Raw genomic sequence first — 12,562 nt, forward strand, 5'->3', positions numbered from 1 at the left:
TCGGTCAGATTCAGAGAGCGATGGTGCAGGATGCGAGATCCCGCGGGAAGGCGGTGAGCCGCTCGGCACCGCTGTCGGTGACGAGCATGCTGTCGCTGATGCGGTAGCCGGCGTGGCCGGGGATGTAGATGCCGGGCTCGTTGGAGACGACCATGCCGGCGGCGAGCACCGTGGCATCGCCGTCCTCCAGCCAGGGTGCCTCGTGCATGCCGAGCCCGATGCCGTGGCCCTGCCGATGGCGCAGGTGCTCGCCCAGGCCCGCAGCGCGGATGACATCGAGGCAGCGACGATTCGCCTCGCGGCACTCCACGCCGGGCGCGATGGCGTGGGTTCCCACCTCCTGCGCCTCTCGGACGGTGTCGTGATAGCGGATCTGGTCCGCGCTCGGCTCACCCAGCACGAAGGTGCGTTCGCCCTCCACGAATCGTCCGCCCACCGCGCAGCCGAGCGACAGCATGAAGGTGTCTCCCGGCTGCAGGCGCTGCGCCGACGGCAGGCCGTGCGGGAAGGCCGAGTTCGGCCCGGAGTAGACGAGTCCGCCCGCGAGCAGCGAGGCGACGACCACGTTCTCATGCTCCGCGTACATCGTGGAGACGCCCACCGAGGTGACGTGCCGCTCGAGTTCCGCTTCGCTCGGCAGCTGTCCGCCAGCGGCTACGGCCTCGCGCACCAGCTCCACGCCCGCGACCAGCATCAGGTCCGTGATGCGGGCGGCCTCGCGGTGCAGTGCGATCTCCTCCGGGAATTTGATGTAGCGGCTGTGCAGCACGATGTCCGATGGCGTCAGCACGGAGCCTGCGAACGCGGCCTGCGCGGCCAGCAGACGAGAGGTGGACATCGTGGCCGTGAAGCCGATGCGCCTGCCGGAGGCTCCCACGCGACGGGCGAGGAACTCGAACGGCGGGACGATCCCCGGATACTCCGGGAAGGACACCAGCTCCGCGGTGGCGTTCTGCGCCTGCGCGTACTCCCATTCCAGCGCCGGTACCAGCATCACCACCTCGTCGGTGAGATCCAGCCACACGGCCACCGGGCGCTCCGAGGGGTGGTGGAAGAAGCCCGTCAGATAGGCGATGTCCTCCGGGTCGTCGGTGAGGATCGCATCCACTCCGTCGTCGGCCATCGCGGCGCGGACGCGCTCGTGCACGCGGGGGAAGAAGTCCGGCGAGAGTCGCTGGGAGAACACCATGTCGTTGCTCCTGTGGGCATCGGGCGCGTCAGCGCGCACGGTTGCGGGGGTTGCGGGCGTCGTTGTAGGCGATCGACAGCAGCGTCGCCGAGAGCACCAGGGCGAGGATCGCGAGGGAGGGGAACAGCGTCAGCCACCACGCGCTCGACATCGCCCCCGCCTGCTGTGCCTCGTAGAGGATGCGACCCCAGGACCACGTCGTCGGGTCCCCGAGACCGAGGAAGGCGAGGCCGGCGGCGGAGAGCACCGCGCGGGAGGCGGTCACCACGACCGAGACGACGATGACCGGCGTCACGGCGGGAAGCACGTGACGGGTGATGATCCACCACGGCGAGGTGGTCATCAGACGTGCGGCGTCCACGTAGGGCAGCCCCACCACCGTGAGGGCCTGCGAGCGCACCAGGCGGGTCACCTCCGGCCACGAGAAGGCCGCCACCACCAGGATGATCGTCGTGGTGCTCGGCCCGACGAGGGCGGCGACCAGGATCATGAGCGGCAGCACGGGCAGGGACAGCGTCATATCCACGATCACGCTGATGAACCCGTCCGCGCGTCGGAAGTAGGCGCCGATCACGGCCACGAAGGTGCCGAAGGCGATGGCGATGACAGACGCCGCGACGGCGACCAGCACGCTCTGCTGCGTGCCCCAGATGACCTGCGCGTACACGTCGCGGCCGAGCGAGTCGGTGCCGAACCAGTGCTCACCCGACGGCGGCTGCAGCACATCGGGCCCGTAACTGGCCGGATATGCAGCCAGCAGACCCGCAGCCACCGAGATCACCGCGAGCGCGAGCAGCACCGCGAGGGAGATCATCCCGAGCGGATCACGGCGGAACTGACGCCAGGTGTGCACGGACGCACGGACGTTCTCGGTGGCGACCGGCTCGTGCGCCCCGGCGTCGATGATGGCGCCGGCGACGGCGGTCTCGACGGCCGGCTTCGGGGCCTGCGCTGCGACGGAGTTGTGGAGGTTCTCGCTCATGAGGTCTTCACCCGGGGGTCGAGGTAGCCGTAGATGATGTCGGTGGCCATGTTGGCGACCACGACCGTGAGCGCCAGCATGAGGAATGCGCCCTGGAGCACAGGGAAGTCCAGCTGGGTCACCGCGTCGTAGATGCCGCGGCCCACGCCCGGATAGGCGAACACTGTCTCCGTGAGCACCGCCCCTCCCACCAGGAAGCCCAGCTGCAGGCCGATCAGTGTGGTGGTGGGCAGCAGCGCGTTTCGCAGCGCGTGCTTCCAGAGGATCTGGCGGTACGGCAGCCCGTTGGCCCGCGCGAGCGTCACGTAGTCCTCCCCCAGCGCGTCGATCAGCGTGGATCGCATGGTCAGCACGTAGGAGCCGATCTGCACGAGCATCAATGAGACGGCCGGCAGCACGAGATGGCGGGCGACGCTGAGATACCAGTCCATGCCGTACACCCCGTTGTCGAAGGCGCCGCCGATGGGGAACCAGCCGAGGAACAGGCCGAAGACGAACAGCAGCAGGATGCCCACGCTCGGCACGAACAGGGATTGTCCGGTGACCCCGAGGATCTGCACCACCCGGTCGGTGGCGCGGCCCTTGTGCGAGGCCGCGGCCACGCCGAGCGGGATGCCGATGATGATGGTCAGTGCGAGGGCGGTGAGGGTGAGAAGCAGCGTCCAGGGCAGCCGCTGCATGATCACGTCCACCACGGGCACCGACTGCGTGAACGAGATGCCGAGGTTTCCCTGCACGAGCTGCCACATGTACAGCCCGTACTGGACGATCAGGGGCTGGTCCAGCCCGTACTGCTGAAGGATGGTCGCCCGGATGTCTTCGGTCATGTTCGGGCTCGCGAGCGCGAGCGCTGGATCTCCTGGCAGGATGCGAAGCAGCAGGAAGGTCACGGTCACGGCGAACCAGATCGTGAGCAGCCCGCGACCCACGCGGCCCAGCAGGAACGAAAGACGAGACACCCGGGCGACCCCTTTCAGCGGCCGGTCACTCGACCGGCGTCGCGCTCGCGAGCGAGAGCGGGTTGACGATGGACAGAAGCTCACTCGGCTTCGAGACGAAGCCGGTCCACTTGTCGCTGGCGGCGAAGAACAGGTTCTGCGTGTACATGATGTTGTCGTACACCTGTTCGTGGACGATCTTGTTCGCGTCACGCATGACGGCGATCTTGTCGTCCTTGTCGAAGGTGACCATGCCCTTCTCGATCAGCGCGTTGAGTTCCGGATCATCCACGTGGGTGTAGTTGATCGCCCCGCCCGGCAGGTAGGAGAGCGCGAAGTTGGTGACCGGGTCGTCCATGATGGCGAAGTTGCCCGCATAGATGTCGTAGTCGCCCTCGTTCGTCTGCGCCAGGTAGGTGTTGCGCTCGGAACCCTGCAGCGTGATCTTGATGCCCGCTGTGGCCGCGCTGTCCTTCACCATCTGCGCCCACTGGCTGGTGACCGCATCCTGCAGCGAGTAGATGAGACGGAACTCCAGCGGGAACATGCCGTCGGCGCCTGCCGTGTAGCCGGCCTTCTCCATCAGTGACCGCGCCTGCTCGGGGTCGTACTCGTACTCCGTGATGGAGTCGTCGTAGTAGTCCTTGAGCACGGGCATCAGCGCACTGGAGCCGGTGGAGACCGCCTGTCCCTGCAGCACGACCGTGCGGATGGCCTCGTAGTCCGCCGCGTGGGCGAGCGCCTGGCGCACCTCGGTCTTGGCGAGATCGGCGTTGTCCATGTTGTAGACCATGTGCGCGTAGCCGAGACCGGCCGCCTCGATCACCTGCAGCCCTGCCGTGGAGCGCAGCTTCTCGACCTGGGTGGGCGGCAGCGCGTTCGCGATGACGTCGATCTCGCCGCTCTGCAGCGCCAGGATCTCGGTGTTGACGTCCGGGTACACGCGGTAGACCACTTCTGCCGGGCCCGGCACGCCACCGTCGACGAGCGGGTAGGAGTCCACGCGCTTGAGGGTGTAGTGCTGGCCCACCTGGAAGTCGGACATGATGAACGGGCCGAGGCCCACCCATCCGCCGTCCTTGCCGTCGTTCGCGAAGGTAGCGATCGAGCCCTTCGGCTCGAACACGTGCTGCGGGACGACCACGCCCCAGAATCCGATCTCCTCGATGATGGACGAGTCCGGCTGCGAGAGCGTGAGCTCGACGCGGGTGTCCGACACCGCGGTGGCGGTGTCGAGGTTGCCGAGCTGACCGAAGAACGTTCCGGGCGCCTCGTCCTTCTTCACCGCGTTCAGCGTCCAGGCGACGTCCTTCGCCGTGAGCGGGGTGCCGTCGCTCCACACGAGATCGTCACGGATCTCGTAGAAGCCGGTGGTGTCGTCCACGTAGCCCCAGTCGGTGGCGACGTTCGGCTCCTTGGAGCCGGTGTCGCTGATGGAGAGCAGGTGCGGGTACATCAGGTTCGTCACCCACGAGTCGGTGCGGCTGTTGCCGAGCACCGGGTTGAAGTTGACGACGTCGGTGGTGGTGCCCACCGAGAGCGTCTTGTCGCTGGGACCCGTTCCCGCCGACGCGCCGCCGGTGGTACCGGCGTCGGTTGTGGGCGAGGTGGGTGCCTGCGGCGCGCACGCGGCAAGGCTCACCGTGAGAGCGAGAGCCGCGCCGAGCGCCAGGAGCCGTCCGCGCATCAGACCCACACCTCCTCAAGCACGCGCATCGTGTTGCCGCCGACGACCTTGCGGATCTCGTCGTCGGAGTAGCCGTTCTTCACGAGCCAGCCGATGATGTTGTAGAACTCCTCGGCGGGGTTCTCGATGCCGTCGATGTAGGGCTGCTTCTCGTAGTCCACGTGACCGTGCGCCTGCCCGATCGACAGGTTCGAGGAGAACGCGTCGTGCAGGCCCACGTGGTCGCCGAAGAGGGTGTCGGGTCCGAAGGTGACGTGGTCGATGCCGACCAGGTTCACGCAGTACTCGAAGTGATCCATCACGGAATCCAGGGAGTGCTTCGGGTGCTGCGGCGAGATGGTGGTGTGGGGTGCGGCCTCGATGCCGATGACGCCACCGCGCTTCGCGCACTCGATGATGGTCTCGTCCGTCTTCATGCGGTTCGTCGGCCACAGTCCTCGCGCTCCCGCGTGGGTGATGAACACCGGCACCTTCGAGTGCTTGATGACATCGACGCAGGTGCGATCGCCCGAGTGGGAGATGTCGATCGCGATGCCGAGCTTGTTCATGCGCTCGACCGCCCGCTCACCGAAGTACGTGAGGCCGCCGTCGCCGCGCTCCTTGAGCCCGGAGCCGAGCATGTTCGCCTCCGAGTAGGCGATGCCCATCTGACGGACGCCGAAGCCGTAGAGCACGTCGAGCCGATCCACCTCGTTCTCGATCATCGTCGCCGCCTCGAGAGCGAACACGTGCGCGACGCGTCCGGTCTCCGCCGCGTAGCGGATGTCCTTCAGCGACTCGGCCTTGATCACGAAGTCCTGGTGCGCGAGGTCGGCCATACGAACGCCGAGGTCGAACAGCACATCCTGGTACTTCCAGCCCGCGTCGGAGGAGATGCAGCAGGTGCCGTCCATGCCGTTGTCGAACACCGCCGTGAGGCCGGAGCGGCTGAGGCCCTCGTAGCCGGTGGGTTCGCGGCCCTGGCGGATGTGGTCGCGCAGCTCGCCCATGTCCTCGGGGAACACCTGCACGTGATCGTGCAGCGAAATGACGATCTCATCTGTCAGCAGGCGCGTGGTGCGCTGCTTCTGCTCCTCGGTCAGCTGGAGGCCCTGGTACTCGGGCACCCGGCCGATCTGCTTCGCGTAGCGGAACTCCCGGAAGTCGACGCCGGGCTCCAGATAGTCGTATGCGGTATAGCCGGTGTACCGCGCGGCAGGTTCGAGCATGCTGCTCCCTTGCTCAGGATCGGTTGGTTGGCCGCGGTCAGACGCGGGGTGATGATGACTATCTCGACAATTCGGCACGCTTGTCAACTTGTTTGAGAAATTTCGGTGAAGAATTAATGCACACGAAACAAATCCGCGGCATAGTGGTCTCCATGACGACTTCTGTGGACAACGACTCCGCGGCTGCCGGCCCGGTGCTGGAGGTGGCCGGCCTGCGGGTGAGAGTGGGCTCCGGCACCCGCGCGGTCGAGATCGTGCACGGCATCGACCTCACCGTCCGCCGCGGCGAGTTCGTCGCGCTGCTCGGGGAGTCCGGCTCCGGCAAGTCCGTCACCGCCCGGGCGGTGATGGGACTCATCGACGAGGGCACGGTGACGGCGGAGCGCCTCGTCGCCGGAGGCGTGGATCTGCTGACCTGCTCGGATGAGGAGCGCCGGCGCATGCGCGGCGACCGTGTGAGCCTCGTGCTGCAGGATGCCCTGTCAGCACTCAACCCGGTGCTGAGCATCGGCGATCAGATCATCGATCTGCTCCGCGCTCACCGCGCCATCAGCCGCAAGGAGGCGCACGCTCGTGCCGTCGAGCTGCTGGGGCTCGTGGGAATCCCCTCCCCCGCCCGCCGCGTGGCCGACTACCCGCACCAGTTCTCCGGCGGCATGCGCCAGCGCATCCTGATCGCCATGGCCATCGCGCTGGATCCGGTGCTGCTGATCGCGGACGAGCCGACCACAGCACTGGACGTGACCGTGCAGGCGCAGATCCTCGACCTGTTCGCATCGCTCCGGGATCGGCTCGGAATGGGCATCCTGCTCATCACCCACGACCTGGGAGTGGTGATGGAGGTGGCCGATCGGCTGGCCGTCATGTACGCCGGACGGATCGTGGAGGCCGGCGACGGGGATACCGTGCTGGAGCATCCCGCACATCCGTACACCGCGGCGCTGCTTCGCTCCATGCCGGCCGCCACCCGCACCGAGCGGATGTACGCGATTCCGGGTAGCCCTCCCACGCCCGCGCAGACCCCGTCGGGCTGTGCCTTCCATCCCCGCTGCCCGCTGGCCATCGACCGCTGCCGCGAATCCCGACCCGAACTGCAGGCGATCGGCTCCGGCCGCTCCGCCGCCTGCTTCCGCACTGAGGAGGTTCTCCGTGTCGATGTCCACTGAGGATGTGATCCTGCAGGCCGAGGGCCTCACGCGCACGTTCACCACCGGCCGGGGGCTTCGCCCCACGCGCGTCTCCGCCGTGGCCGGTGTGGACCTCGCCCTGCGACGGGGCGAGGTGCTGGGTGTCGTGGGAGAGTCCGGCTGCGGCAAATCCACGCTGGCGCGCATGCTCGTGGGCCTGGAGACGCCGGACGCCGGCTCGCTGGTCTACGACGGCACCGACGTGTCCACCGGGAGCATGCGCCAGCGCGCGCTGATGCGGCGCGGAATCCAGATGATCTTCCAGGACCCGTACATGTCGCTGAATCCGCGCATGACGGTCAACGAGATCATTGCGGAGCCGCTGGCCGCCACCCGCACTGGGACGGCCGCCAGCCGCCGCGAGCGCGTCGCGGAGTTGCTCCGGCTTGTCGGGCTCGCGCCCGAAATGGCGTCCCGGTTCCCGCACCAGTTCTCCGGAGGACAGCGCCAGCGCATCGGCATCGCCCGGGCACTCGCACTGGATCCCGACGTGCTCATCTGCGACGAGCCGGTGTCCGCCCTGGACGTTTCGGTGCAGGCGCAGGTCATCAATCTCCTCGACGACGTGCGCCGTCGCCTCGGCGTCTCCGTGGTCTTCATCGCGCACGATCTGTCCGTGGTGCGGCACGTGGCCGATCGGGTAGCCGTGATGTACCTCGGCAAGGTCGTCGAGCTCGGCGACACCGACGACGTGTTCAGCCGCCCCGCGCATCCGTACACCCGCGCCCTGCTGTCGGCCATCCCGCCGCACACCCGCGCTGAGCGCGGCAAGCTGTCCGAGCGCACCAGACTGACCGGCGAACCCCCGTCGCCCGTGAACCCGCCGTCGGGTTGCCGGTTCCACCCCCGCTGCTCCTTCGCCACATCGGCGTGCGCAACAGGGGTTCCGCCGCTGGAGCCGATCGGTGAGGGCGGGCGGCAGACCGCCTGCTTCCACGCCGATCAGGTGCTGTCCCTCGCGGCGGGCTGATCCGTCGCCGGCACCTCCCCACTGTGCAGGGGCGGTGCCGGCGGCGATCGGCGTGACAGCGGATTTCGCTGAACGGGAATGAACGGGTGTCGGTGGCGTTGAATACACTCGTGCGCAGCCGATGAGGCGCACCCGCGTCATATCCCCGACAGTCAGGACCCCATGTTCAGCGATGCCGAACGCCGCGCGATGGCGCGGGCCCTGGTGCTCGCAGCGCGTGGCCCCCGCGGCGTCAACCCGCAGGTGGGCGCCGTCATCCTCGCGCCCGACGGTGAGGTGCTGGCCGAGGGCTGGCACCGCGGGGCCGGGACACCGCACGCCGAGGTGGACGCCCTGTCACACCTTCCAGCGGGCGCAGCGCGCGGCACCACCGCTGTCGTCACGCTGGAGCCGTGCAATCACACCGGACGCACCGGGCCCTGCGCACAGGCGCTGATCGACGCGGGCGTCGCTCGGGTGGTCTATGCGCTGGCAGACCCCGGCGCCGTGTCGGGCGGTGGCGCCGGCCGGCTGGCCTCCGCCGGCGTTGACGTCGTATCCGGGCTGCTCAGCGTCGAGGCCGCACAGCTCATCGAATCCTGGCTGGAGCTCGTCCGCCTTGGGCGCCCGCGTGTGACGGTCAAGTGGGCGCAGAGCCTGGACGGGCGCGCCGCCGCCGATGACGGCACGAGCCAGTGGATCACCGGCCCGGAGGCGCGCGCCGACGTGCACCGTCGCCGCGCCGAGCACGACGCCATCGTGGTGGGAACCGGAACGGTGCTCGCCGACGACCCCTCCCTCACAGCCCGTCACGGCGATGAGCTGTACGCCCACCAGCCGATTCCGGTCGTGATCGGCGAACGCGCGATCCCCGAGGATGCTCGTCTGCGCGCGCACCCGCGCGAGCTCATTCATGCGCGCACCCACGACCTCGCCGCCGTGCTCACGGATCTCGCTGAGCGCGGCGTGCAGTCCGTGTTCGTGGAGGGCGGTCCCGCACTGGCGTCGGCCTTCTTCGCCGCGGGGCTGGTGGATGACGTCCTGGTGTACACCGCTCCCCTTCTTCTCGGCGGCTCACGCCTCGCTCTCGGCGAGATCGGCGTACCGTCGATGCCGGAGGCGATCCGCCTCACCGAGCCGACCCTCATCGCACTCGGATCCGACCAGCTTCTTCACGCTCGCGTGACGCCCCTCGTCTCACCCGCGCCCGGCGCGCGCACCATCACGGAAGAGCCCCGCATGATCGACAACTCCCGCACGGCAGCCTCCACCACGGTCCGCAGCGCCGAGGCCACCGTCCCCACCGTGCACGGCACCTTCCGATTCCTCGCCTATCACGACGGCGAGGCCGGCACCGATCACCTTGCCATCGTGGCGGGAGAGCTCGGCGAGCGCGCACTCGTCCGCGTGCACTCGGAGTGCCTGACCGGCGAAGCGTTCGGCTCGGAGAAGTGCGAGTGCGGCCCTCAGCTGGACGCCGCCCTGGACCTGATCAACGAGCACGGCGGCGTCGTCATCTACATGCGCGGTCAGGAGGGGCGCGGTATCGGCCTGCTCAACAAGCTGCGCGCATACGCGCTGCAGGAGCAGGGGCTGGACACCCTCGACGCCAACCTGGCGCTGGGTCTGCCGGCCGACGCTCGCGACTACCGGGCCGCCGCGGCGATCCTCGACGACCTGGGCGTCCACGAGGTGCGTCTGCTCACGAACAACACCGACAAGGTCCACCAGCTGGAGAGTCTCGGCGTCACGGTGGCGGAGCAGGTTCCCCTCGTGGTGGGAGTCGGCCCGAACAACGAGGGCTACCTCGAGACCAAGCGGGCGCGCATGGGGCACATCATCGACGACGCGCTGCTGCACCCGCAGGGCTGAGCCGGTCGGCGACACGAAGCGGTGACGTTTCGTGAAGCGATTCCTGATGAAACGCTGACGACGGGCGTACGCTGACATCTGCGACGGGCAACCGTACTCGTCGTCAGAGGTGACGCATCGTCGAGCCGCCGGGGAGCGTCAACCCTGCGACTCGGCGACGAGCGGTGCTCACACCGCTCCCCATTGCGAGAGATATGTCACAGTCCACCACTTCCACCCCGGCGCCCGCCGCTCCCGTCAACTCACGCACACGCGTCATCACCGCGAGCCTCATCGGCACCACGATCGAGTTCTACGACTTCTACGCGTACGCGACGGCGGCCGTGCTGGTCTTCCCCACGCTCTTCTTCCCCGGCACCGACTCCACCGCCAGCCTGCTGTCCAGCTTCGCGGTGTTCGGCGCCGCCATGGTCGCCCGTCCCATCGGCGCGGTCGTCTTCGGTCACTTCGGTGACAAGTTCGGACGCAAGGCCACCCTCGTCGCCTCCCTGCTGACGATGGGAATCGCGACCTTCCTCATCGGCTGCCTCCCCACCTTCGAGAGCATCGGCTGGGTCGCAGCCCTGCTGCTGCTGGTGCTGCGGCTCGCCCAGGGCTTCGCCCTCGGTGGCGAATGGTCCGGCGCCGCTCTCGTGGCCACGGAGAACGCTCCAGAGGGCAAGCGCGCCTGGTACGGCACGTTCCCGCAGCTGGGGGCGCCACTGGGGTTCATCATCGCCAACTCGCTGTTCCTGATCATCAACTTCCTGCTGCCGCACGCCGACGGCACCGGTCAGCGCTCACCCGAGTTCCTGGCGTGGGGCTGGCGTGTGCCGTTCTGGTTCAGCGCGGTGATGGTGGTCATCGGTCTGTGGGTCCGCCTCAAGCTCGTCGAATCGAGGACCTTCTCGACGGCGGAGAAGGCGGGTGCCATCAAGAAGTTCCCGCTCGGGCAGGTGTTCCGCCGCTATTGGAAGCAGCTCATTCTCGGCACCTTCTTCATGCTGGCCACCTACGTGCTGTTCTATCTGATGACGGTGTGGACCCTCTCCTACGGCACCGCAGCGGTCGATGCGCCCACACCGGGCCTCGGCTTCACCTACGTCGATTTCGTGATCATGCAGATCGTCGGTGTCGTGTTCTTCGGGATCTTCACGCTGCTGTCGGGTCCGGTCGCGGATGCGATCGGCCGGCGCAGGCTCCTGCTCTGGGTGACGGCTGCGATCATCGTGTTCGGCGCCCTGTTCACGGTGTTCCTGCTCCCCCAGGGCGACCCGAAGTTCACCGGAGCTCTCATGCAGGGCTTCCTCATCTTCGGCTTCACGCTGATGGGCGCGACCTTCGGCCCGATGGGCGCGCTGCTGCCCGAGCTGTTCCCCACGAACGTGAGGTACACCGGCTCCGCCGTCTCCTACAACGTGTCGTCGATCCTCGGCGCGGCGGTGGCCCCGTTCATCGCGGTGGCGCTCTGGCAGACCGGCGGCGGCAATCCGTGGCTGGTGGGCGTCTATCTCTCGGTGATGGCCGTACTCACCCTCATCGCGCTGCTTCTCTCACACGAGACGAAGGACACCGCCTACGAGGAGAACATCACCTGAGAGTGTCCGGCTCGCGGACGGGTGGCGGTCACAGCAGACTGGGATCCAGCACCCGTCCGCGGTTGCCGACATCGAGGTTCAGGTACTGCCCTTCCCCCAGGTCGTTGCCGACCGCGGCACGCGTCGGGTTCAGGTACTCCAGTTCGCTGCGCGTGATGCCGAACCGATCCGCGATGTCGGCGATCTTGTCGTCCCAGGCGACCACGTACGTCACCGGGCGCCCGTCGTCGGAGGAAATCACCTTCCCGGTGGCTCCCGGATGCGGACCGAGGTCCACGACGTCTTCTGCCAGCCAGGGCCGCATGGGACTCATCCACCAGCTGAGCACCGCGCGGGCGATGATGACGTTCTCGCACGCGAGGCCGTGCTGGTCGTACACGGGCTTGGCCGGATCCGCGGGCACGGTGATGTCCACCTCGCGGAAGTAGGTCCAATCCTCCGTGCCGGCGTTGCCGAGGTACCGCTGCCGGGTCCCGTCGCCCGCAGGATCGATCGGCAGACTTCCCTCGTCGACGCACGCATCATCATCGCGTGACCACTGCGACAGCCGCACGTCGTAGGTGCCGGCCGAGGTGCTGAGTTCCTGCACCGTGAGGGTGGCGTCGGCCGAGCCGTTGACGGTCACCACCACGGTTCCCGTCGCAGAGCCGGTGAAGTCCCCGGTGGCTGCGACGCCCTCCGGCGGCAACTGGTTGGACTTCGCGTAGCGGTTCGGATCCACCGTGGGTGTGGGTGTGGGGGTAGCGGTGGGAGTCGGCGACGCCGTGCGCGTGGGCGACGGGGCGGCGGTGCTGGTCTCTGCCACCGGCAGCCCGTCCGGCCCTTCGGGGGCGCACGCGGTGGCGGTGAGGAGCAGGGCTCCCGTCAGCAGCAGTGTCAGGCGTCGTCGCGTCACGCTCCGAACCTAACCCACCCACGCACCCGTGGGAATGCCGCGGCCCCGTGTCTCACGACAGACACGGGGCCGGATCCG

At 68.2% G+C, this 12,562-nt stretch carries 10 protein-coding genes; 4 read left to right on the plus strand and 6 right to left on the minus strand.

What is annotated here, in order from left to right; translation table 11 throughout:
• Positions 1 to 10 precede the first annotated feature (10 nt).
• The 5 genes from LQ566_RS04445 to LQ566_RS04465 are packed head-to-tail and all read right to left on the minus strand — an operon-like array spanning position 11 to position 6,004.
• Positions 11 to 1,189, minus strand: a complete 1,179-nt coding sequence (locus LQ566_RS04445) for a M24 family metallopeptidase (protein WP_231090374.1) — start codon at positions 1,187 to 1,189, stop codon at positions 11 to 13.
• 28 nt (positions 1,190 to 1,217) lie between these two features.
• A complete protein-coding gene (locus LQ566_RS04450; RefSeq protein ID WP_231090375.1) occupies positions 1,218 to 2,171 on the minus strand; it encodes an ABC transporter permease in 954 nt (317 codons plus the stop codon).
• Positions 2,168 to 3,130 carry an ABC transporter permease gene (locus LQ566_RS04455; RefSeq protein ID WP_231090376.1) on the minus strand — a complete coding sequence of 321 codons (963 nt, stop codon included), beginning with the start codon at positions 3,128 to 3,130 and terminating at the stop codon, positions 2,168 to 2,170. The genes LQ566_RS04450 and LQ566_RS04455 overlap by 4 nt, the downstream gene beginning before the upstream one ends.
• A 25-nt stretch (positions 3,131 to 3,155) precedes the next feature.
• Positions 3,156 to 4,796 (minus strand): ABC transporter substrate-binding protein, encoded by a 1,641-nt coding sequence (locus LQ566_RS04460; RefSeq protein ID WP_231090377.1) that lies wholly within the window; start codon positions 4,794 to 4,796, stop codon positions 3,156 to 3,158.
• On the minus strand, positions 4,796 to 6,004 hold the full coding sequence (locus tag LQ566_RS04465) for a dipeptidase (RefSeq protein WP_231090379.1): 1,209 nt from the start codon (positions 6,002 to 6,004) through the stop codon (positions 4,796 to 4,798). The genes LQ566_RS04460 and LQ566_RS04465 overlap by 1 nt, the downstream gene beginning before the upstream one ends.
• 152 nt (positions 6,005 to 6,156) lie before the next feature.
• Here LQ566_RS04465 and LQ566_RS04470 point away from each other — a divergent pair, with 152 nt between their 5' ends.
• From LQ566_RS04470 to LQ566_RS04490, 4 genes are all read left to right on the plus strand, one after another.
• Positions 6,157 to 7,170 (plus strand): ABC transporter ATP-binding protein, encoded by a 1,014-nt coding sequence (locus LQ566_RS04470; RefSeq protein WP_231090381.1) that lies wholly within the window; start codon positions 6,157 to 6,159, stop codon positions 7,168 to 7,170.
• Positions 7,160 to 8,161, plus strand: a complete 1,002-nt coding sequence (locus tag LQ566_RS04475) for an ABC transporter ATP-binding protein (RefSeq protein ID WP_231091375.1) — start codon at positions 7,160 to 7,162, stop codon at positions 8,159 to 8,161. The genes LQ566_RS04470 and LQ566_RS04475 overlap by 11 nt, the downstream gene beginning before the upstream one ends.
• Positions 8,162 to 8,323: 162 nt before the next feature.
• Positions 8,324 to 10,012, plus strand: coding sequence for a bifunctional diaminohydroxyphosphoribosylaminopyrimidine deaminase/5-amino-6-(5-phosphoribosylamino)uracil reductase RibD (gene ribD / locus LQ566_RS17765; protein WP_372459774.1), 1,689 nt, complete (start codon positions 8,324 to 8,326; stop codon positions 10,010 to 10,012).
• Positions 10,013 to 10,206: 194 nt separating this feature from the next.
• A complete protein-coding gene (locus tag LQ566_RS04490) occupies positions 10,207 to 11,589 on the plus strand; it encodes an MFS transporter (RefSeq protein ID WP_231090383.1) in 1,383 nt (460 codons plus the stop codon).
• Between the two features lie 28 nt (positions 11,590 to 11,617).
• On the opposite strand, the gene LQ566_RS17440 is transcribed toward LQ566_RS04490, so the two are convergent.
• Positions 11,618 to 12,484, minus strand: a complete 867-nt coding sequence (locus LQ566_RS17440; protein ID WP_269142781.1) for a LysM peptidoglycan-binding domain-containing protein — start codon at positions 12,482 to 12,484, stop codon at positions 11,618 to 11,620.
• Positions 12,485 to 12,562 lie beyond the last annotated feature (78 nt).

It is taken from the genome of Microbacterium nymphoidis (assembly GCF_021044885.1).
Classification (GTDB): domain Bacteria; phylum Actinomycetota; class Actinomycetes; order Actinomycetales; family Microbacteriaceae; genus Microbacterium; species Microbacterium nymphoidis.